The sequence below is a fragment of the Archangium sp. genome (assembly GCF_057119385.1).
In genome coordinates this window covers 17645-38994 of record NZ_DBNGVP010000187.1, presented here as the reverse complement: position 1 = coordinate 38994, position 21350 = coordinate 17645, and the positions used below count along the sequence as shown (strand labels likewise).

The window sequence follows — 21350 nt, the reverse complement described above, 5'->3', positions numbered from 1 at the left end:
GGTTAGCGGCTGCCCCCGGCGGCTCCACCACCGCCCTCGGAGCCCTGCGTGACGGCCCGGGCGGGCGAGGGCTTCACCTTCACCGGCGCGCCGTGACGCAGCGCCTGCAGCGAGGTGACGGCCACCTGCTCACCCTCCTTCAATCCGCCCTCCACCACGTAGGCCATCTCCCCGAGCGCCCCGAGCTTCACCGGGCGGCGCTCCACCACCGTCTGGCCGTCCTTCTCCACCACGACGAGGGCGAAGGGCTGGCCGCTCTGGCGCACCACCGCGAGCGCGGGCAGTTGCAGCGCCTGGCGGGTGGAGTAGACGAGCCGCGCGCGCACCAGCTCGCTGGGACGCAGGCCCACGGTGTTGCGGAAGGCCGCCTTCACCTCGACCAGCTGGGTGCGCGGGTCGGCCTGGGGGGCCACGAAGAAGATGGGGCTGGAGATGAGCACCTTGCCCTGGGAGTCGAGCACCTCGAGCGGCGTCTCGGGACGCAGCGAGCGGGCTCGCTCGGAGGGCACGGCCACGCTCACCTCGAGCACATCCGCCTGGGCGATGCTCGTCAGCGGCGTGGTGGCGCTCACGAAGTCACCCACGCGGGCGAGCACGTCGCCCACGGTGCCGGCGAAGGGGGCGCGCACGGTGTTGAACTGCAGCTGCACCTCGCGCTGGGACTCCGTGGCGGCGGCGGCGCGCGTATTGGCCTCCAGCGCCGCCACCTGGGCCCGGGCCTGCTCCAGCTCCTGGGCGCTCGCCAGCCCCTCCTTGTAGAGGGACTCGATGCGGGCACTCGTGCGGCGGGCCTGCTCCAGGTTCACCTCGGAGGAGGTACGCTGGGCGCGGGCCGTCTCGAGCGCCGCTGTCTCCTCGCGGGCGTCCACGTCGAGCAGCGGGGCGCCGGCCTCCACCTTCTGGCCCGGGCGCACGTGGATGCGGCGCACGTAGCCGGCCACCTGCGGCAGCACGTTGACGCTCTGCCGCGACATCAGGCTGCCGAGGTACTCGCTCGTGTCGCGCACCTCGCTCGGCGACAGCTGCACCACCTCGATCTCACGGGGTGGAGGAGCGGCCTTGGCCGGCGGCTTGCCACCGCAGCCAGACACTCCCGCCGCGACAGCGGCACCCCACAGTCCCACCACCAGCGCCTTCAGGGGGCGTACCCTTCTCACCAGTCGCACCGGGCCTCCGTCAGAAATGCGTCCAGGCGCGCCTGGACAAGCTCGAATTCACGCAGGGCCAGCGCCAGCTCCGCCTGCCGCAGGGCCGCCCCGCTCTGTACCAGTTCCAGACTGCTGCCGCGGCCCACCTCGAACGCTCGCCGGGTGAGCTGATCCGTCTTCGCGGACAGCTCGAGTGCCGCGGCCGCCGTCTTCACCAGCGACTCGGACACCTCCACGCTCCGCCGGGCGCGCGCCACCTCCACCTCCACGTCGCGCCGGGTGCGCTCGAGCGTCTCGGCCGCCTGCTGCTCCAAACCCGCGCGCTCGCGGACGATTCCCGCCCGTCCGCCCCCTTCCCAGAGAGGCACCGACAGGACGGCGGCGATGCTCCAGGTGGCCACCCGTGCGGGGCCGGGATCCGTGGTGAAGGCGTTGACGTTGCTGTTGATGCCGAGCGTGGGCAGGTAGCCGGCGGACGCCTGCCGCGTGCTCTCGTGGGCCGACTCCACCTGGGCGCGGGCGGCCTCGAGATCCGGCCGCTCACCCAGGGCCTTCAGCGGGGTGCAGGTGGCCCGGGTCTGCTCCACCAGGCCCTGCAGCTGGAAGGACGGATTCACCCCCACCTCCTGGGGCAGGCCCAGGGACAGGCCGAGCGCCTCGCGGGCGCGGCGCAGCTGCTCGTCACCGGAGATGAGCGACTGCCGGGCCACCTCCACGTCCTGGCGCACGCGCACCACGTCCAGCTGCGTGCCCGCGCCCAGCTCCAGCGAGCGCTGGGCGAGCGCGGCGCGCTCCAGGGCCCGGCGCAGGCCCACTCGGTTGATCTCCGCGGCGCGCTCGGCGGCCACGGTGGCCACCAGGGTGCGCGCCAGGCCCAGGGTGAGGCGGCGCTGCACGTCCTGGAGGTTCGCCTGGGCGCCGTCCTCGGCCGCCGAGGCCGACGACAGCCCGCGCCAGGCGCTGATGTCCACCACCGACTGCGTCAGGGACACCGCGCCACTCGCGAGCGGCACGGTGGGCCGGAACTCCGCGTCGGCCGGGGTGATGAGCGGCGCGCCCGTGGGGCCCACGGCGAGGCTGGGGTGGAGCAGATCCAGTCCCACCCCCGCCGACACGCGGCCGTTGGGCAGGAGCGAGGCCAGGGCCTGGCGCCAGCGGCCCTCGGCGCGCTGGACGTTGGCCTCGGCGATCCGGAGGTCCGTGGAGCGCTCGCGCACCAGCCCGAGCGCCTCCTCCCAGGTGCCCACCTGTTTGGAGGCGGGCCGCGCGGGGGTGAGCATCGGATCGTCCACGTGTGGCTGGAAGGGGGGCGGGGTGGGCAGGAGCGGATCCTGGTCGGCCAGGGCGGGGCCCGCGGCGAGCGCCAGGAAGAGGAGGGCGATACGGGAAGTCATGCCGGGGGGAAGCCAGGGAAGATCGGGTGTCGCGCGTGCTGTCCGGCTGCCCCTATAACGGCCGGAACTTTTGGTGTCATTGACAATCGTTGTATACAACAATCATTGTGGTTCTAGGTGAAATGACCCTCGCGGAGCAAATAGGAGCCCTTCGGCGCACCCTCTACCGGCTGCTGACCCGCCGGTTGAGCGGGAAGACGCGCCGCTCCCTCACGCACCTGCTGGCGGTGAAATACGTCGCCGTGCGGGGGGTGCGGACCCAGGCGGAGCTGGCCGAGCTGTTGTTGGTGGATGCGCCGGCGGTGAGCCGGCTGGTGGATCGGCTGGAAGAGGACGGGCTGATGAAGCGCTGTGCCGGGGAGGATCGCCGGTGCGTGAAGCTTCAGGCCACCGACGCGGGCCGGGAGGCGATGGGGGCGTTGGAAGAGGCGACGCTGTCGATCGATGAGGATGCGGCCCGTTGTCTGACGGAGGCGGAGCTGACGGAGCTCAAGCGTCTGCTGGACAAGCTGCAGGCGGGGCTGACCCAGGTCGTTGCCCAGCCCGAGGACGAGCCCCAGAGCTGATGTCCGCGGCCCCCCGCGCTCAGTCTGGCCGCAGCGTCGTGCTCGCGCCCTCCAGGCGCAGCGGCGCGAAGGCCGCCGTGGGCGCGAAGGCCCTCACGAGCAGCAGCGTGTCGTTCGTCCTGTAGAGCGAGACCTCGAACAGGTACGGCCTGCCGTTGCGCACCGCGCTCCCGGTGAGGGTGGCGATGCTCGGGTCCTCGAGGGGCGTGCCGTTGTCGGAGGTCTCGCCCAGCTCGAAGTCGGGGTACTGCACCCGCAGGTCGCGCAGCTCCACGTCCCTCGCCTCGCGCAGGTCCTCCGCCTCCGCGTCATTCCAGTCGCGCACGGACACCATCAGGCTGCCGGCGTACTCCGGGTGGGTCACCCACACGTCGATGCTGGCGTCCGCGCTCCGCGACACCTCGCTCTTGCGGCGGTACCAGCCATCCGACGGGATGCGCAGCTTGTAGGGGTGGCGCTCGCCGACGATGGATTCGCCCTCGCCGAGCTGGCGGCCCTCGAGGTCCGGCCGCAGGGCGATCCGGGCCCGGTCACTCAGGGGCTGGACGGCGGAGAGCTTCTGGAAGCCGATCAGCTCCACGCCCACGGCGATCAGCACGGCGGTGAGGCCCACGCCGGCCAGGAAGGACGAGGGCTTGCCCCAGATGAGCACCAGCGTGCCGCAGGAGAAGGCGAACACGACGAGGGTGAAGAGGTACTGCGCCTGGTAGAGGCTCATGCCTCCGAACAGGAACATGCCCACCACGAGCCGGATGAAGCCGAGGGTGCGCAGCTGGGTCTTTGCGCGCAGGAAGCTGATGCCGAGCAGCACGTCCAGGCCCACGCCGACGAGCGTGCCCGCGAGCTGGGCCGCCCGGAGCGAGGGATCGGTGGAGACCGAGGGCAGGAAGAGGAACTCGAAGAGGTGGAGGACCGCGTTCACCAGCAGGACGGCACCGCCGACGGGGAGCGCGACGGTCACATCGGAGGCGGCTTCCGCCTGGGGTGCTGGCTCGGAGGCGGGGGCCTTCCTCTCCCAGGCGGGAGTGGCGTCCAGGGAGGGGATGTACTCCACGTTGGGGACGTGCTCCGGCTGACGGGCGGGGGCCGGGGCCACGGGGATGCTGACAGGAGCGGCCCGGGCAACGGGAGTGCTGGCCACGGGGGTGACGGTGCGCTCCGCGACGCTCGGCATGGCCACGGAAGGCCGGGGCAGGGCGGCGACGCTGGGGATGGCCGTGGTGGAGGGCCGTGCGCCCGTCGAGCCCCGGCCACAGCGGGGACAGAGGCTCTGGGCCCTCGGCCGGTGCTTGAGGCCGCAGTGGGGGCAGTTGATCCAGTGACTGTCGTCCACGGTATCCCCTTCCGACGCTCGTCTTCTAACAGAGTGGGACTGCCGGGAGATAGATGGCCCCCCGAGCACCTGTGCGCGGATGTCCGCCAGGTGAGACGTTCGTCCCGGCCGGGGACGGGCGTGGAAGCGCCGCCCGTGTGATTTCCGAGGGAAGCGGGACTGGAGCTGCCCTTGCAGTGGGGGTCGCGAGCACCCATCGCTCTCGGAGGCGGAAACATGAGTACGGTATCGCGGCGCGAGTCCCACACCCCGGCATCCACGGACCCGTTGGCCCCGGACGCGGAGTCCCACGCAACAGCATCCCGGGTGTCGGCGAGCGGGCCGGCGCGGACGGGCAGGAGCACGGGGAAGCAGGAGGCCCCGGCCGGTGCGGTCCCGGGCAACCAGGTGGAGACGTACCGGGGTCCCGTGGAGAGGCCGCGCTCGCGGGGGCCGGGCGGAGCGTCCACGGGGACGGAGGGAGGGGGAGGGCTGACGGCGGGCCAGCTCGCGCTGGGCGGGAGGGCGGCGGACGCGGCCCGGGCGGATGCGGCCTACGCGGACATCCAGGCCACCCTGCACACGGATTGGAAGGACTGGGCCGTCACGGACGCGGACGTGCGCCGGGTACATGAGCAGCTGGAGAAGCTGCCTCCGGCCGACTACCGCCGGATGCTGGAGCGGATGGAGCAGGGCGGGCTGCTCGGGAAGTACGTGAAGCAGATGAGCCCCGAGGCGCGCGAGGCGTTCCTGTCCCAGGCGGTGAGCAAGGGCTCCGTGACGAGCGAACCCGGCAAGAAGGCCGAGCCGGCGCCGTGCGATCCGCCCGATGGCCCGGCATTCCATCGCAACGACGCGAACCTGCCCGAGAGCCTCCGGGAGCTGATCCATCATGGAAACCGGGTAGCCAGGAAGGCATACGCGGATGCGTACGACGCGTACATCCATCGTTACAAAGAGCGAGTCGCCCAGGCTGGTGATTTGCTCGCACTTCGTGAGTTGGGCAGACCCGTTGATCCCATCGGGAGCCAGTTCGAACTGGGCGTCGTCTCCGGGCATCCGGACTATCAACGCTTCACGAGCGAGTGGTGGAAGACGCCCAGTGCGCTCCCCAGCAATGCCGCGTATGTGGCGGTGGATCAGCGCATCAAGGATCTCACCGATGCGCAGCGGGCCGGAACGCTCAAGCTCAAGCAGGAGACGGAGCTCAGCGTGGAGAGCGAGGGCATGGCGCTGAAGGTGTCCCGGGAGACGAGTGTCACCCAATACGGGAAGACGGACAGCTCATTGAAAGCCGGAGCGGAGGGCTCTCTGGGGCACCGGAAGACAGCCATCGAGATCGAGTCCTCGGGTGCGGCCAAGACGTCGAAGGGGGTCGACTTCGAGGTGGGCAAGGCGAGCATCGATTCCGAGGGCACCGTTCGCATGGAGCTGTCCATCCCCGGTACCCATTACGGCGCCTACTCCGAGTTCAACCACGAGAAGGGGACGTTCGGAGGCGGCGTGAGCGTCGAGAAGAAGGTCTCGAAGGACGCCAAGGTCAAGCGGGAGTACGGCGTCACCATGCAGGGCGCGCGGCTCGAGCGCGCACAGGACGTCGCCTCGATGACGCCCGGTACGCTCTTCGGACCGTTGCCCGAACTGGAGCAGGGGCTCGCCTGGAAGGACATCCCCGCCGGTCGCCGTGCGCGCATGGAGCGGGATGGGTGGAGCGCCGGGAGCTGGGCCTCGGAGCTCCAGAAGCAGTCCGCCCGCCGCTGAGCGGCCCGGGCGTGGTGAGCGTCGGCTCCATCACGCCAGGTTGTGGAACACGCGCTGGACGTCCTCGTCCTGCTCCAATGCGTCCACCAACTCGAGCACTTCCTTCGCCTTGTCCTCGGGCAGCTCCAGGAGGTTCTGGGCGATGTACTCGGACTCCGAGGACAGGGGGTGGATGCCCCGCGCCTCGATGGCGGACTGGAGCTGACCGAAGTCGTTGAAGGCGCAGCGGATGATGATCTGCTTCTCCCCCTTCTCGCCGGTGCCCTCGCCCATCTCCTGCAACCCGTGGTCGATCAGGTCCAGCTCGAGCGCCTCCAGATCCAACCCCTCGGGGGCGAGCCGGAAGACGCCCATGCGCTGGAACATGTAGGCCACGCTGCCGCTGTTGCCCATGTTGCCGCCCCAATCCTTGAAGTGCATGCGGATGTTGGCGACGGTGCGCACCACGTTGTCGGTCGCGGTCTCCACCATGACGGCGATGCCGTGCGGCGCGTAGCCCTCGTAGAGGACGACCTCGTAGTCCTTGGCGTCCTGGCCGCTGGCGCGCTTGATGGCGGCCTCGACCTTGTCCTTGGGCATGTTCGCGGCGCGGGCGTTCTGAAACGCCCGGCGGAGGGCCGGGTTGTTGTCCGGGCTCGGGCCTCCCGCCTTCACCGCGATGGCGATGTCCTTGCTGATCCGCGTGAAGATCTTCGCCATCTTGTTCCAGCGGGCGAACATCGTGGTCTTGCGGGTCTCGAAAATGCGTCCCATGGGCCGGAGAATGGCCGAGCCCCCGGGCCTTCTTCAAGGCAATCGGTGCCGCTTGTCACCCCGCGGGCAGGTGCCCGTCCGGCCTGGGAGCACGCTTCACGCCCGGCGAAGGATGATGACCGCCAGCTCCGGCGGAGCGCCCAGCCGCGCCGGCGGCCCCGTGGTGCCCACGCCCCGGTTCACGTACAGCCACGAGCGGCCCCGCCGGTACAGTCCCGCCGTCCAGACGGTGATGAACCGCGCCAGCGAGAGCCGGCGCACCCCCGGGACGGCCAGCTGGCCCCCATGGGTGTGGCCCGAGAGGGTCAGCTCGACCGCCCGGGCCTCGGCCTCCGGAAACAGGTCGGGGTCGTGCGCGAGCAGCACCGTCGGGGCCCCCTCCGGCCGTGCTCCGAGGGCCCGGGCCAGGTCGTGCCGGGACGTCCAGGTGTCGTCCACGCCCGCCACGTAGAGCGAGGCTCCGTTCCGCTCGATGACCGTCCCCTCGTTGCGCAGCACCGTGAGGCCGTGATGCTCCAGTTGCCGCACCAGGTACTCGCCGTCGGTGAAGTAGTCGTGGTTGCCCATGCACGCGAAGGCGCCATCCTTCGCTCGCAGGCCTCCGAGCGCCCGCGCCACCGCCTCGACGTGCGATGAGCCGTGGGTGATCAGGTCCCCGGTGACGGTCACCAGGTCCAGCTCCAGTGAGTTGAGGCGCGAGACCCAGGCGGCCACCCGCTCCTCGGGCACGTGCGGGCCACAGTGGACGTCGGAGATCTGCCCGATGCGGTAGCCGTCCAGCTCCGGGGGCAGGCCCTCCACGCGCACCACCCGCCGCCGCAGCCTCGGACGGCCGAGGACCGAGTCCGCCCCCAGCCCGAGCGCGAGGGCTCCGGTCAGGCCCCAGGCGGCCCCGGCCGGCATGCCCGCCCGGACGGCCAGCGCGGTGGGCACCATGAGCAGGCCGAACACCAGGCAGGCCGACCACCAGCCCAGCGCCAGGTAGGTGGAGAGGCTGCGATCCGTGGTGTGCCACGGGCTCTGCAACTGGCGCAGGTAGGGCCAGGAGAGCAGCACCGCCACGAGCACCGGTATCGGCGTCCGGGTCAGCCAGCAGAGCCACAGCACGGCCGGAAGCTGGACCAGGGTGGTGACGGCGGCCGCGACCAGATGGAAGCGGTTTCGGAGACGGGCTCGGCTGGACATCGGACTGGATGTGTAACCGGCTCGGGGTGGCTCTGCTTCTGCTTCAAATGGCAAAGGGCCACGGTGTGGGTCCAGTTGACCCTCACCCCAGCCCTCTCCCAGAGGGAGAGGGTGATCGGAACTCGATTGCTTCCGATACCCTCACCCCGTCCCTCTCCCGAGGGGAGAGGGGATGTTTCCACGGAGGGGTTCTGTGTCTCCGTGGTTCCGCTCCGCTCTACGCCTCGCCGCGCTCCTCGCGCTTGCGATCACGCTCGGCCCGGTAACGCTCGCCCGAGCTCAGTGCCTTCTTGCGCATGCGCACCGACTTCGGCGTCACCTCCACCAGCTCGTCGTCGGCGATCCACTCCAGCGCCTTCTCCAGCCCCATCTCGCGCGGAGGCGTCAGGATCACGTTCTCGTCGCGGCCCGCCGCGCGGATGTTCGTCAGCTTCTTCTCGCGGCACGCGTTCACGTTCAGCTCGGACGGGTGCACGTGCTCGCCGATGATCATCCCCTCGTAGATCGTCACGCCCGCACCCACGAACAGGTGGCCACGCTCCTGGATGCTGAAGAGCGCGTACGGCACCGTCTCGCCCAGGCGGTCCGACACGATGGCGCCGTTGGCCCGCTTCGGGATGTAGCCGAACCACGGCTCGTACCCGTCGAACTGGCTGCTCATGATGCCCTCGCCACGGGTAATCGTGAGGAACTCCGAGCGGAAGCCGATGAGGCCACGCGCCGGAATGCGGAACACCAGGCGCGTCCGCCCGCCGCCCAGCTGCGACATGTCCGTCATGCGGCCCTTGCGGGGCCCCAGGCGCTCCGTCACCGCGCCCACGCTGCCCTCGGGCACGTCGCAGAACATCAGCTCCATCGGCTCGTGCAGCACGCCGTCGATCGTCTTCGTCACCGGCTCGGGGTTCGACGCCGTCAGCTCGTAACCCTCGCGGCGCATCGTCTCGATGATGACCGCCAGCTGGAGCTCGCCACGGCCCACCACGCGGAACGCGTCCGGCGTCTCCGTGTCCTCCACGCGGATGGACACGTTGCGGTAGGCCTCGCGGTACAGGCGCTCGCGCAGGTTGCGGCTGGTGACGTACTTGCCCTCCTTGCCCGCCAGCGGCCCGTCGTTCACCTTGAAGATCATCATCATCGTGGGCTCGTCCACGGTGATGCGCGGCAGGGCCACCGGCTTCTCCGCGTCGGCGATGGTGTCGCCGATGGAGATGGCCTCGATGCCCGCGATGGAGACGATCTCCCCGGGGCCCGCGTCCGGAATCTCCGTGCGCTTGAGGCCCTGGAAGCCGTAGAGCTTCACGATCTTCCCCTGCTCGATCTTGCCGCCGTCCCGCATCACGGCCACGGGCATGTTGGGCGCCAGCCGGCCGGCCTGGACGCGGCCCACCGCGAGGCGGCCCACGTAGTCGTCGTAGTCCAGGTTGGCCACCAGCAGCTGCAGCGGCTCCTGCGTCGGCGCCGGAGGCGGCGAGATGTGCGAGAGGATGGCCTCGAACAGCGGCTCCAGGCTCTTGCCCGGCTGCTCCAGCGAGGGCGAGCTCTGGCCCTGGCGGGCGATCGTGTACAGCACCGGGAACTCGAGCTGGTGCTCGTCCGCGCCCAGGTCGATGTAGAGCGAGTAGACCTGATCCAGGATCTCCTTGGGACGGGCGTCCTGGCGGTCGATCTTGTTGATGACGAGCACCGTCTTCAGGCCCATGCCCAGCGCCTTGCTGAGCACGAAACGCGTCTGGGGCAGGGGGCCTTCGGCCGCGTCCACCAGGAGGATCACTCCATCCACCAGGCGCAGGCCGCGCTCCACCTCACCGCCGAAGTCCGCGTGGCCCGGGGTGTCGATGATGTTGATCTGCTTGCCCTTGTACGTAACGGCCGTGTTCTTCGCGAGAATGGTGATGCCTTTCTCGCGCTCGAGGTCGTTGGAGTCCATGACCCGCTCGGTCACGGCTTCGTTGCTGCGGAAGATGCCCGCCTGGCGGAGCATGTGGTCGACGAGGGTGGTCTTGCCATGGTCGACGTGGGCGACGATGGCGACGTTACGGATGTTCTCTCGGGCAATCATGTCGAAGCGAGCCGGAGCTGCGTCCTCCGGCTGAGAAAATCGTGGATGGGCAAGACGCCCAGGCCCCGCGCGCGGGACCCTGTGTGAACTCCACAGGAACGCGGAGGGCGGGCGCTTATATGCCGCGAGTGTCCACACTGCAACGTGGCTGGACGAAAGATGGGCGGTCAGGTAGGCGACGCGGCCACATCCAGCAGCAGATCTCCCTCGCTCTCCCGGTGAGCGGGGAGGGGGGCGGGCGGCGAGGCGGGCAGGTGCTCGCGCAGGAAGCGCTCCACCCGGAGCTCGACCAGCTCGCGGTGCTCCAGGGGGGCGGCATGGGTGCCCTGGGGCACCATCATGAACTCGGCGTCCGGGATGTGGGCGGCCATGCGCCGCGACAGCCACGCCGGGGTGAACTTGTCGTGCTCGCCCGCGACGATGAGGGTGGGCACGTCCACGTGGGGCAGGTGATCCCACGCGCTGTGGTGGGCAGCGGACTCCAGGGTCCGCACGAAGACCACCGGATCCATGTTGGCCAGGTGGGTGAAGTAGGGGACGAGGTCGCTCCTGGCCAGCAGCGAGCGGTTGAGCTCCACGGAGAGGGCCACCTGCATGGCCAGCTCGGTGCTCAGCAGGGTCCGGGTGAGCCGGGCCGCGGGCTGGGGGAAGCGCTCCACGGTGAAGCGGATGAGCGGGAAGAGCCGCTTGAGCCAGTCGCCGTCGTGGAAGGTGTCCAGCGGGGTGCCGTAGCTGCCGCAGAGGAGGACGAGCCCCTTCACCCGGTGGGCGTAGCGGCGGTGGAACTCGAGCGCCACCTGCACGCCCATGGAGTGGGCGAAGAGCACCGCCTGATCGATCCCCGCCGCGTCCATGACGCGGTTGAGGTCATCGCAGGTGTAGAGCATGCCAATCCGCTGCCGGTCGCGGGGCAGCCCCGAGCGCCCATGGCCCCGGTAGTGCCAGCGCAGCACCCGGTAGCTCTGCCCCAGGTAGGGCGCGAGGTACTTCCACACGAAGCCGTCGCAGCCCAGGCCGTCGCACAACACCATTCCCGGCTCGCCCTCACCCTGCACCTGGTAGTACAGCGAGGCCCCGTCGGGCACGGTGAGGAAGTCCTGCCGGAAATAGTGGCTCATGTGCTCACGCGTCTGCCTCGGCGCCGGGCGGGAGACCCTTGTCGAGGCCGTACTTGGCGATCTTCAAGATAAGGTTGGAGCGGCTGATGCCAAGCTCCCTCGCCAGCCGGCTCTTGTTGTTGCCAGTGCGCAACAGTCCCTGGTGGATCATGTCGCGCTCCAACGTCTCCACGGCCTCGTGCAGCTTGCCGGCGGCGCGGGCGGTGAGCATGGAGAGGCTGCCGGGCGTCACCGCGTCCCGGATGCGGCTGGAGATGAGCTCGGCGGGCAGCAGATCCAGGTCTCCGCCGAGCACCAGCAGGCGCTCCATCTCGTTCTCCAGCTCGCGCACGTTGCCGGGCCAGGCGTAGGTGGAGAGCAGGGCCATGGCCTCGGGGGACAGGCCGCGGGCGCGCTGGCCCTCGCGGTGGTGCTTGCGCAGGAAGTGGTCCACCAGCAGCGGCAGATCGTCCCGGCGCTCGCGCAGCGGGGGCAGGTGCACCCGGATGACGTTGATGCGGTAGAAGAGGTCCTCGCGGAACTCGCCCCGCTTCACCATCTCCCCCAGATCCTTGTGCGTGGCGGCGATGACGCGCACGTCCACCTCGCGCGGCTCGGTGCCTCCCACGGGCAGGAAGGTGCCCTCCTGGAGCACGCGCAGGAGCTTCACCTGCAGGGCGGGGGACATGTCGCCCACCTCGTCCAGGAAGAAGGTGCCGGTGTCGGCCACCTCGAAGAGGCCCTTCTTGTCGCGCATGGCGCCGGTGAAGGCGCCGCGCATGTGGCCGAAGAGGGCGCTCTCCAGCAGGTTGTCGTTGAAGGCCGAGCAGTTCTGCACCACGAAGGGGCCGTGCCGCCGCGGGCCGTTGAAGTGGATGGCGCGCGCCACCAGCTCCTTGCCCGTGCCCGACTCCCCGTTGATGAGGATGGTGGCCTCCGAGTTGGACACCTTCTGCAGCAGCTTGAAGATCTCCTGCATGGGCCCGGAGCGGCCGATGATGTCCTCGAAGCGGTAGTGGTCACCGTTGCCCGGGGTGGCTCCCGGCGGACCGATCTCCTCGCGGCGGGCCTTGTCCGCCTCGAAGGCGGCGATCTCGCTGGCGCCGTACTCGAGCAGATCCGCCAGCTTCGTCAGCCCGTCGTCGCCGAGCACCGGCAGGCGATCCACCACGCGCTCCACGTCCGCGCTCACCGCGCCCAGCTCGCGCAGGCGCGTCTTGAGCACCTCCACGTCCCGGCTCGAGGGCGGCTCGCGCAGGAAGCCCTCCACGAAGAAGCAGCCCTCGTACTCGTCCTGCACGTAGAGCGGCGCGCCCACCAGGCTGAACTGCAGGTGGCATGGCTGCACGGTGGCGCGGCGCAGCCGCCGGTTGGCCCGGAACTGCTCGTGCAACTGACGCACGGACTGGTTGCAGCGCCGCAGTCCCTCCCGCGAGCTGAGCGACAAGCGGCAGCACCCGTTGGGCGTCGGGGGAATATCTCCGCCCTTCTGCCACTCCATCACCAGCCCGTTGCGGTCCGCGAAGTGGAGCTCCGCTCTCCACCACTTGCGTATGATTTCCCGCAGCATGATGATGGTGTGCAGGTTCTGGTGCCTCTCGAAGTCCATCTGCCGTGCCTTGGGATGTTCAACAGGGGAAAAACCTTGAACCCACGATGTTCCGGACTCTAGCCGTTTGGTGCTTCTCCGTGGATCTGCGTTCGCACATCATCCGCTCGTGACTACCTCTCCCCACATCCATGGCGCATCGGGTCATGACCACGAGCACGCTCACGGCGAGGCGTGCGAGGGGCACGGTCACGGTCAACCGACGAAGCGGCTGCCTCCTTCCATGAAGGAGGAGCGGAGGAAGGACCGGACGCGGCTGCTCTTCGCCCTGGTGCTGACGGGGACGATCGCGGTGGCGGAGGCGGTGGGGGGCTACCTCACCAACTCGCTGGCGTTGATGTCCGACGCGGGCCACATGCTCACGGACGTGAGCGCGCTGGGGCTGAGCCTGCTGGCGCTGTGGTTCTCGGGCAAGCCGGCGGACCTGAAGAAGACGTACGGCTACTACCGCATGGAGATCCTCAGCGCGCTGCTCAACGGCGTGCTGCTGCTGGGCATCACCGTCTTCATCCTGGTGGAGGCCTGGGATCGGTTGCGCGCTCCAGCCGAGGTGAAGCTGGGCCCCATGGCGCTGGTGGCCACGGTGGGTCTGGTGGCGAACCTGGGAGCGCTCGGCTTCCTGCACCGTTCGCACTCGATGAACGTGCGCGGGGCCTTCCTGCACGTGCTGGGGGATGCGCTCTCCAGCGTGGGCGTGCTGATTGGCGCCGGGGTGATGTACCTGACGGGCTGGTACATGGTGGACCCCATCATCTCCGTGCTCATCTCGGTGGTGATCGTCGTGGGCGCGCTGCGGCTGGTGCGCGACGCGGTGGACGTGCTGCTGGAGGCGGTACCGTCGCACGTGGACCTGTCGGTGGTGAAGGGCCTGCTGTTGAAGGTGGAGGGCGTGCGCGACGTGCACGACCTGCACGTGTGGACCATCGCCAGCGGGATGCACGCGCTGTCGGCGCACCTGGTGGTCCAGGATCCGATGGTCTGCAACAACGACGACATCCTCACCGCGGCCAAGCACGAGCTCTTCGAGCGGTTCGGGATCGATCACACCACGATCCAGATCGAGAGCGAGACCTACGCCCACCAGGGCGAGGTGCACTGAGCCGCTCCCGCCGTCCGCCGCCGTGAGGCCGCCAACACGAGCGGGCCTCCGCGCGGCTTTCACGCTCCCCGGACGTTGAAGGCCACACAGAGCCTCGTTCGAGGGGGTGATGACGCCCCTGTCCATATACAGCATGCCGGAAACGACGGATGCGGTGGCCCAGGGCCGGAGCGCCGGGGGGCCGCCGCACACAGGAGGCCTCCGTGACGGTGCTCCGAAGGCGCGGGTCCGGGCTCGTGGGAGGGTTGGCGGTGGCGCTGGTGCTGGCCGCGCCGCTGGCTCGGGCGGACCTGCTGGCGGACCGGCTGCGGCTGTCCATGTACGGCCGCATGGGGCTGGCCTGGACGCCCCAGGGCGACTTCATCCAGGGGCGGAGGCTCAACCTGACGGGGAGTGCCATCGGCGGCCGCCTGGAGGAGGGGGACTACCTGGAGCCGACCATCGCGCTCCACCTGATTCCTCCGCCCCAGGATCTGGATGATGCCTTCGTCCGCCTGGTGATGACGCCGGCCCTGCTCTCCAACAACGGTCTGATCCTCAGCGCCTTCAGCACCGACTTCGCCCGGACGCTGCGCATCGAGCTGTTCCAGGCCTACGTGGAGGCCGGCAACTTCTGGCTGCCGGAGCTGAAGGTGTGGGCGGGTGCCCGCTTCTACCGCGGCACCGACGTGCACATCTCCGACTTCTACTACTTCAACAACCTGACCGGGCAGGGCGTGGGCGTGCAGTACCGCCGGCTGGACGTGGCCGTGCTGCTGCGCACCTCGGAGACGAACGCGCTGTACAACGTGGACCTGGACGGGGATGGCAAGGGCGAGACGCGCCGCCAGCGCACCGTCTTCGTGGGCCAGTACGTGCACGAGCTCCACGAGCGTTTCGAGGCGCACCTGCTGACGGAGTTGCACCTGCTCCCGGCCTCCTCGGCCCGGCTCGCGGACGGCTCGCCCGCGCGGCTCTCGGACTTCGGCTGGGTGCTGGGCATCAAGGGACGCCTGGATCTGGGCGCCCGGGGCTTCAACGAGCTCTCGGTGCGCTACGGCCGAGGCCTCGCCAATGGCGGGGCCGGGGGCGGGCAGACGTGGAACACCTTTGGCGCGCCCGATGCCGACGGCCGGTATGCCGGCGCCGTGGGCGTCGAGGTGGTGGAGCATCTGCTCATCGACCTCGGGCCCCGCTACAGCTTCAACGGCTATGGCATCTTCCACTACGGCCAGGGCGGGAGCGGGAAGCCCGAGGACGAGACCGTGGACTTCGCGGTGGGCGCCCGTGGCACCTGGTACCTGAGCAAGATGTTCCACCTCATCCAGGAGGCGAGCTTCCAGGGGCTGACGGTGGGCCCGGGCCCGTTGTCCACGGCGGTGAAGATGACGCTCATGCCCGCCATCGTCCCCACCGGGGAGCTCAGCGTCTTCGCCCGGCCCCACTTCCGGCTCTTCTACACGGTCGCCTTCTATGACCGGGATGCCGTGCGGGGGCTCGTCTCGCCCTTCCTGCAGACCGTGGGTCCCACGCGTATCGGACACTACCTGGGCGCCCAGGTGGAGTGGTGGTTCTGAGCGCCGGGTGAGGGGCTGAACGAAATTCCCCATATCGCGCTTGCGGCCCCCCTCGGGAGCGGATGATTCTCGTTCTCCGGATGAACGTGCTCGACAAGGTGCTGACGCTGAGGCCGACGAGCGTGGTGGCGCGGCTGGGGACCCGCTCGCGGCTGCCCGCGCTCAACCCGCGCGATCTGCTCGCGGCGTTGGAGGGGGTACCGGCGGCGCTGCCATGTGTGCCCGTGCCCGCGCGGCCCATGTTGCCGGGGCTGCTGGCGGCGGCGCGGGGCGAGGACGCGGTGCTGGGGCTGATGTGCCCGCATCCCTTGGCGGACCGGGGCGCCGCCGAGCGCTTCATGGCCGCGGTGCAGGAGGTGTCGGAGGCGGATGGTCACACGCGTCCCGTCTTCCTTCAGGCGGGGCCGGTGCGGGTGCCGAGGGCGGAGCCGGAGACGCTGGGGCAGCTCGAGGAGGGCATCTTCCGCCTGGTGGACGCGGGCTTCTCGCTGGTGTCGCTGGACGTGACGCGGCTGGATGCGGGCGCGGCGGCGGATGCGGTGCGGCGGCTGTCCGGGCCGGTGCTGGAGCGGGAGCTGGCGCTGGAGGTGACGCTGCCCGCGGGCGACGAGGGCAGTGAGCTGGAGGGCGCCCGGGATCTGTTGGAGGGCCTGCGGCGGCGGGGCGTGGCGGTGTGCTTCCTGCGCCTGACCGCGGCCCTGCTGGGCGAGGAGGAGCAGGACGTGCAGTTCCTGCGGAGCCTCGTGGAGCTGGCGGGGCAGTACGGGGTGGGGGTGACGGTGGGGGAGGCGGGGCGGCGCTCGGCGCGGGTGCTGCCCACGTACGTGGCGGCGGGGGTGAAGAAGGTGGAGTGCACGGCGCCCTTCGAGCGGCTGGCACTGGCCGCGTACCCGGAGCCGGTGCGCACCAGCCTGGAGCAGAAGGCGGAGAAGGCCGGACTGGGGGCGGGGGAGCTGCTCGGGGTGATGGGCGCGCAGCTTCCGGCGTTGGATGCGCAGGAGGCGTCGCGGCTGGAGGCGCTGACGTTCGCCGAGGCCTGCGAGGTGCTGGCGGCGCTGGGTGCGTCGCGGACGGGGTGGAAGTCGATGGTGTTCCTGGCGGAGCGGGGCGACTGATGCGGATTGTCGCGGGCAGTGCGAAGGGAAGGGCGCTGGCGGGCCCCAAGGCCACGTCGAAGCACATCCGTCCCACGGCGGACCGGGTGCGCGAGACGATCTTCAACGTGCTCGGCCAGTGGCTGGAGGGGCAGAAGGTGTTGGATCTCTACGCGGGCACGGGGGCGCTGGGCCTCGAGTCCATCTCGCGAGGGGCTCCCAGGGCCGTGCTGGTGGACTCGGATCGCGAGGCGTTGTCGCTGTGCCGGGCGAACACGGACACGCTGGGCTTCGGCGCCCGGGTGGAGATCCTCGCGCAGCCAGTGGAGCGGGCGCTCGAGGTGCTCGGCCGCCGGGGGGACAGGTTCGAGCTCATCTTCGCGGACCCGCCGTACGCGGCCCGGGTGGTGGAGACGGTGCTGGAGGGCATCGCCCGGAGCAAGGTGCTGGCCCCCGGGGGCACGGTGGTCGTCGAGCACGACAAGCGGGAGGCGGCCCCCGAGTCCCATGAGGGCTTCGAGCGGGTGGATCAGCGGCGGTTCGGTGACACGTTGGTCAGTCTGTTCCGCATTCCTTGACCGGTTGTCTCGGTGCGTCGAGACTGTGAGCGCATGCGCACCGCCATCTATCCGGGCTCGTTCGATCCGCTCACCAACGGTCACCTCAGCATCATCCAGCGCGCACTCCAGATGTTCGATCGGGTGATCGTCGCGGTGGCGGTGAACCCCAAGAAGGTCCCGCTCTTCTCCGAGGAGGAGCGCAAGCAGCTCATCCTCGATGCGTGCCAGGATCCGCGGGTGGAGGTGGATGCCTTCCACGGACTGCTGGTGGAGTACGCGAACCGGCGCGGCGTGAACGTGATTCTGCGCGGACTGCGGGCCGTCTCGGACTTCGAGTACGAGTTCCAGCTGGCCAACATGAACCGCAAGCTGGCCCCCGGCATCGAGACCGTCTTCATGATGACGGGCGAGGACTACTTCTACGTGTCGTCGCAGCTCGTCCGGGAGGTGGCCTCGTTCGGCGGCAACGTGGAGGGGCTGGTGCCGCCCAACGTGCTGAAGGTGCTGCGCGCGAAGTACGCGAAGCAGGGCTGAGCGGCGCCAGAAGCGCGGCTCGATGACGCGGTGAGCCGAGGGCGTCATCTCCTCGAGGGAGCGCCCGGATCTGTTCACTGGTGACTCCGGGCTTCTTGTCCGCCCGGGGGGCGCGCTGCTAGGCACCAGCCATGAATCTTGCGAACCGGCTCAAGAGCATCAAGCCGTCACCCACGCTCGCGCTCAACGCGAAGGCGAAGGCGCTGGCGGCCCAGGGCGTGGACGTGGTGGGCCTCGTGGCGGGCGAGCCCGATTTCGACACGCCGGAGCACATCAAGCAGGCGGCCATCGAGGCCCTGCGGCAGGGCTTCACGAAGTACACGCCCACGGCGGGCATCCTGGAGTTGCGCGAGGCCATCTGCGGCAAGCTGGAGCGGGACAACCGCCTCACGTACGCGCCGGATCAGGTGGTGGTGTCGGTGGGGGCCAAGCAGGCCATCTACAACACCTTCCAGGCGCTGCTGAACGAGGGCGACGAGGTCATCATCCTGGCGCCGTACTGGGTGAGCTACCCGGAGATGGTGCAGCTGGCGGGCGGCAAGCCCGTCTTCGTGCAGACGCGCGAGGAGGACGGCTTCGCGCCGGATCCGGACGCCATCCGCCGGGCGCTCTCGCCGCGCACGAAGGCGATCGTGCTCAACAGCCCGAGCAATCCGTCCGGGGCGGTGTTCTCGCGGGCCGCGCTGGAGGGGATCGCGCAGGCGGTGCGCGGGCACGAGTGCCTGGTGATGAGCGATGACATCTACGAGAAGCTGCTCTACCAGGGCGAGTTCCTGAACATCGGCAACGTGGCGCCGGACCTGGTGCCGCGGCTGGTGGTGATCAACGGGATGAGCAAGGCGTTCTCGATGACGGGCTGGCGCCTGGGGTACGCGGCGGGGCCCAAGTGGCTCATCGCGGGCATGCAGATGGTGCAGGATCAGTCCACGTCGAACGCGGCGTCCTTCGTGCAGAAGGCGGCGCTGGCGGCGCTCGAGGGTCCGCAGGACATCTTCGCGCCCATGGTGGAGGAGTACCGGGTGCGGCGGGACATGGTGGTGGACGCGCTCAACTCGATGGAGGGCGTGCGCTGCCGGCGTCCCGAGGGCGCCTTCTACGTGCTGCCCAACGTGAGTGGACTGCTGGGGCGCACGTACAAGGGCGAGCCTGTGACGGGCTCGATGCAGATCTCGGAGATCCTGCTCAACGACTTCCGGTTGGGCGCGATGCCGGGCGCTCCGTTCGGCGTGGAGGGCTACCTCCGGATGAGCTTCGCGACCTCGCGCGAGCAGCTGCGCAAGGGCCTGGATCGCTTCCGCGAGTTCGTGGGCTCCACGCGCTGAGACGCTTGTACCGCCCACATCACCCGCATAGGTTCGGCCAGATGAGAATCGTGAACCTGGGCGCGGTGGTGGTCCTCTTGGGAGTGCTCATATCGGGCTGTGCATCCGGGCCGGCAGGTCAGGGGCCGGCCCATGACGTGAGCACCCGTGGGTCCATGGGGATGGCGGGTGGCGGTTCGTCACCAGCCGTTGAGGAACTCGACCAGTACGTGCTCGTCATCCAGGAGACCCCTGGCGGTCACCTCACCCACAGCTGGCGCCCCATCGCGGAATTCGACCTTTCGCAATTCAGGTTCCAACCGCGTGCGGAGCGGTCATATGGGCGCATCGTACTCGCGGCTGCGCATGCGCGAGATTGTCATGCGGAGTTGGACGCGTGCATTGATAATTGCCTGAGTCAGCCTCTGTCCGAGGACTATTCGCACATCACTTCGTATCGCGCCAAGTCGGCTCATTGCAGGAAGGGCTGCTGGCAGCCGTACCGCGATTGCGAGGAGTTGCAGAGGCGCCGCCCTCAAGAGTTCTCGGCCACGAATCAAGCGATTGACTGGTTGAAGCGCAACCGCGACGGATTGTTGGTGGGAAGTACGGTTGTCATTGCAGGAGTTGCCTTCGTCGTGGCCTTCCCCCCTGGAGTGCTCATCGTGTTGATTCCGGCGGCTGCATTGGCGTCCTCGGAGTTCGATGGCGAGCCCCGATTCACGGCGGTGGCGCAGTGAAGATCTTCGACCGCATGCTCGAAGCACAGGAGTTGCTCGGAAAGAGCCGGGAACATGCCCGGTCTCCCGAGGAGAAGGAGTTGTTTCTCCTCGCCATCGATGCGCTCTGGTTCGTCTGGCGCAATGGGCAGTCTTATGAGTTCGAGCGTTACCGCCGTGATGATGAATCCAATGCTCCCCCGTGGGTCATCGCTTCCTTCAACACCCGCGACGAAGCAGAAGTCTGGGTCAGGGAAAGACCCACGTCGCCCGATCTGGCCCTCGTGTTGATCGCGGACGAGTACCACGTCGTCCTTTCGTCTCGCGACGAACAACGCCGTGCGCTCGTTCCGGATCTGGCGATCGCGATCCATATCGAGGAGATGACGCGAAACGGGCTCCCCCCGGTGGTGGCCACGTTCAACACGCGTGACGAGGCGAAGGCCTGGTGGAGCGGTCAGGCCGAACCCCCACCTCAGGCCGTCATCCAGATTGGGAGCGAGCGCTATCTCGCGGCGTTCTACGAGAACATCCACCACCGGGCCCTTTTCCCCTTCTCCGCCGTGGAGAGACTCCATGCGGTGCGGAGGAGGCGAGAACAAAAGGAGGCGGGCGAGTAGCGGTGGCGGGCCCTGGCGCATCGGGCCTTTTGATGGGTGTCTGATTCCAGGTGAAGGTCATCACTCTTCCCTGGCTGCGAGGATGCCTTGCTGCACGGCGTAACGCCTTGCGTCCGCGACGTAGTAGAGGATGCGCTCGGACTCGGGGAAGACCTTCAGCGCCTTTTCCCCGAGTTGGAGAGCCTGTGTCAGCGACTCACGGGTTCGCTTGTCGGTCCAGTACCGGATCATCCCCGCCCACGCGTACTCGAGCGTCTCCAACGACTTCTCTGCCCCCTCCTGGTAGAGCGCGAACGCGTCCTCCGGGGCGTTGCGGAGATCGTCCAGGAAGTAACCGAGCTCCACCAGCGAGGGAGCACTTCGCTCCGAGCTCTGTACCGCCTGCTCCAGCAGCCGCTGGGCTTCCGAGAACGACTCCGGGGCATCCACGTCGGGCTGATCGATGAGTTGGAGTAGCCGCGCGAGGCGCAGGAGGTTGGGAGTGAACGCGGGACAGGCCGCGAGGAGTTCGCGGTGGAGCCGGAGCTGCTCGGGATTGTCCTTGTCGGCCTCTCCCTCCTTCCGGGCTGCCTGAAACATGGCTGTCAGCTCATCGAGGCTGAGATGCGCCACGGCCTACCTCACCTTGTCCATCAAGCGATCCGGGTTCTCGAGCAGCTTCTTGGCCATTCTCAGTTGGGCTTCCGTGGCGAGGCTGTAGTCGCCCCTCTCCAGCATCTGCTTGATCTGAAACAGCGTGTAGTCCTTGAGCTGCGAGGGGAAGTCCGGAGCGCGCTGGAGCCTCGCGGAGATCTCGCCCAGTTTCATGTTCAGTTGGGCGATGCGCTCCAGCAACCGGGTGGCATGGGGCTGGGAGATGAGTCCCGACGCCACGCCCTCGGCGATCAGGGCCTCTGCCTCGGCGAACTGCCCGTTGGCGATGAGCACCGAGACACGGGAAGAAACAGTGCTCCCCTTGGCTCGTACGCCTTCGTCTTCGACCT

General features: G+C 69.1%; 20 protein-coding genes. 10 read left to right on the top strand and 10 right to left on the bottom strand.

Annotated features, from left to right (window positions below; translation table 11 throughout):
* Positions 1-2: 2 nt before the first annotated feature.
* The gene (locus AC16DP_RS43740; protein ID WP_329729780.1) at positions 3-1157 is read right to left on the bottom strand and encodes an efflux RND transporter periplasmic adaptor subunit; all 1155 of its coding nucleotides are present in this window, start codon (positions 1155-1157) and stop codon (positions 3-5) included.
* The gene (locus AC16DP_RS43735; protein WP_329729781.1) at positions 1154-2542 is read right to left on the bottom strand and encodes a TolC family protein; all 1389 of its coding nucleotides are present in this window, start codon (positions 2540-2542) and stop codon (positions 1154-1156) included. Before AC16DP_RS43735 ends, AC16DP_RS43740 begins: the two co-directional genes overlap by 4 nt.
* Positions 2543-2664: 122 nt before the next feature.
* Between AC16DP_RS43735 and AC16DP_RS43730 the strand changes: the two genes are divergently transcribed.
* Positions 2665-3108 (top strand): MarR family winged helix-turn-helix transcriptional regulator, encoded by a 444-nt coding sequence (locus tag AC16DP_RS43730; protein WP_329729782.1) that lies wholly within the window; start codon positions 2665-2667, stop codon positions 3106-3108.
* Between the two features lie 19 nt (positions 3109-3127).
* Here the strand turns inward: AC16DP_RS43730 and AC16DP_RS43725 are convergent, their stop codons facing one another.
* Positions 3128-4441 (bottom strand): hypothetical protein, encoded by a 1314-nt coding sequence (locus AC16DP_RS43725; protein ID WP_329729783.1) that lies wholly within the window; start codon positions 4439-4441, stop codon positions 3128-3130.
* Positions 4442-4657: 216 nt separating this feature from the next.
* Here AC16DP_RS43725 and AC16DP_RS43720 point away from each other — a divergent pair, with 216 nt between their 5' ends.
* Positions 4658-6181 carry a nitroreductase family protein gene (locus tag AC16DP_RS43720; protein ID WP_329729784.1) on the top strand — a complete coding sequence of 508 codons (1524 nt, stop codon included), beginning with the start codon at positions 4658-4660 and terminating at the stop codon, positions 6179-6181.
* 30 nt (positions 6182-6211) lie between these two features.
* Here AC16DP_RS43720 and AC16DP_RS43715 read toward each other — a convergent pair whose 3' ends face one another.
* From AC16DP_RS43715 to AC16DP_RS43695, 5 genes are all read right to left on the bottom strand, one after another.
* Positions 6212-6934: a YebC/PmpR family DNA-binding transcriptional regulator gene (locus AC16DP_RS43715; RefSeq protein WP_329729785.1), complete on the bottom strand. Its 723-nt coding sequence runs from the start codon at positions 6932-6934 to the stop codon at positions 6212-6214.
* 96 nt (positions 6935-7030) lie between these two features.
* Positions 7031-8119, bottom strand: coding sequence for a metallophosphoesterase (locus tag AC16DP_RS43710; protein WP_329729786.1), 1089 nt, complete (start codon positions 8117-8119; stop codon positions 7031-7033).
* Positions 8120-8336: 217 nt separating this feature from the next.
* Complete coding sequence (gene typA / locus AC16DP_RS43705; protein WP_329729787.1) at positions 8337-10178, bottom strand: translational GTPase TypA; 1842 nt, start codon at positions 10176-10178, stop codon at positions 8337-8339.
* A 167-nt stretch (positions 10179-10345) separates the two neighbouring features.
* A complete protein-coding gene (locus tag AC16DP_RS43700) occupies positions 10346-11296 on the bottom strand; it encodes an alpha/beta fold hydrolase (protein WP_329729788.1) in 951 nt (316 codons plus the stop codon).
* 4 nt (positions 11297-11300) lie between these two features.
* Entirely contained in the window at positions 11301-12884 is a 1584-nt protein-coding gene (locus AC16DP_RS43695; RefSeq protein ID WP_329729789.1) for a sigma 54-interacting transcriptional regulator, read from the bottom strand.
* Between the two features lie 109 nt (positions 12885-12993).
* On the opposite strand from AC16DP_RS43695, the gene AC16DP_RS43690 reads away from it, so the two are divergent.
* The 8 genes from AC16DP_RS43690 (at position 12994) to AC16DP_RS43655 (ending at position 20367) form a co-directional block, all read left to right on the top strand.
* Entirely contained in the window at positions 12994-13983 is a 990-nt protein-coding gene (locus AC16DP_RS43690; protein ID WP_329729790.1) for a cation diffusion facilitator family transporter, read from the top strand.
* Positions 13984-14186: 203 nt separating this feature from the next.
* Positions 14187-15539 (top strand): carbohydrate porin, encoded by a 1353-nt coding sequence (locus tag AC16DP_RS43685; protein WP_329729791.1) that lies wholly within the window; start codon positions 14187-14189, stop codon positions 15537-15539.
* Positions 15540-15601: 62 nt separating this feature from the next.
* Positions 15602-16654, top strand: a complete 1053-nt coding sequence (locus AC16DP_RS43680) for a hypothetical protein (RefSeq protein WP_329729792.1) — start codon at positions 15602-15604, stop codon at positions 16652-16654.
* Complete coding sequence (gene rsmD / locus AC16DP_RS43675) at positions 16654-17211, top strand: 16S rRNA (guanine(966)-N(2))-methyltransferase RsmD (protein WP_329729793.1); 558 nt, start codon at positions 16654-16656, stop codon at positions 17209-17211. Before AC16DP_RS43680 ends, rsmD begins: the two co-directional genes overlap by 1 nt.
* A 33-nt stretch (positions 17212-17244) precedes the next feature.
* A complete protein-coding gene (gene coaD, locus AC16DP_RS43670) occupies positions 17245-17727 on the top strand; it encodes a pantetheine-phosphate adenylyltransferase (protein WP_329729794.1) in 483 nt (160 codons plus the stop codon).
* A gap of 131 nt (positions 17728-17858) precedes the next feature.
* Positions 17859-19049: a pyridoxal phosphate-dependent aminotransferase gene (locus tag AC16DP_RS43665; protein ID WP_329729795.1), complete on the top strand. Its 1191-nt coding sequence runs from the start codon at positions 17859-17861 to the stop codon at positions 19047-19049.
* Positions 19050-19090: 41 nt separating this feature from the next.
* Positions 19091-19768: a hypothetical protein gene (locus AC16DP_RS43660; protein WP_329729796.1), complete on the top strand. Its 678-nt coding sequence runs from the start codon at positions 19091-19093 to the stop codon at positions 19766-19768.
* Positions 19765-20367 carry a head protein gene (locus tag AC16DP_RS43655; protein ID WP_329729797.1) on the top strand — a complete coding sequence of 201 codons (603 nt, stop codon included), beginning with the start codon at positions 19765-19767 and terminating at the stop codon, positions 20365-20367. The genes AC16DP_RS43660 and AC16DP_RS43655 overlap by 4 nt, the downstream gene beginning before the upstream one ends.
* Positions 20368-20427: 60 nt before the next feature.
* On the opposite strand, the gene AC16DP_RS43650 is transcribed toward AC16DP_RS43655, so the two are convergent.
* Both AC16DP_RS43650 and AC16DP_RS43645 read right to left on the bottom strand, forming a co-directional pair.
* Positions 20428-20946 (bottom strand): hypothetical protein, encoded by a 519-nt coding sequence (locus AC16DP_RS43650; RefSeq protein ID WP_329729798.1) that lies wholly within the window; start codon positions 20944-20946, stop codon positions 20428-20430.
* Between the two features lie 36 nt (positions 20947-20982).
* On the bottom strand, positions 20983-21294 hold the full coding sequence (locus AC16DP_RS43645; protein ID WP_329729799.1) for a hypothetical protein: 312 nt from the start codon (positions 21292-21294) through the stop codon (positions 20983-20985).
* Between the last annotated feature and the right edge of the window lie 56 nt (positions 21295-21350).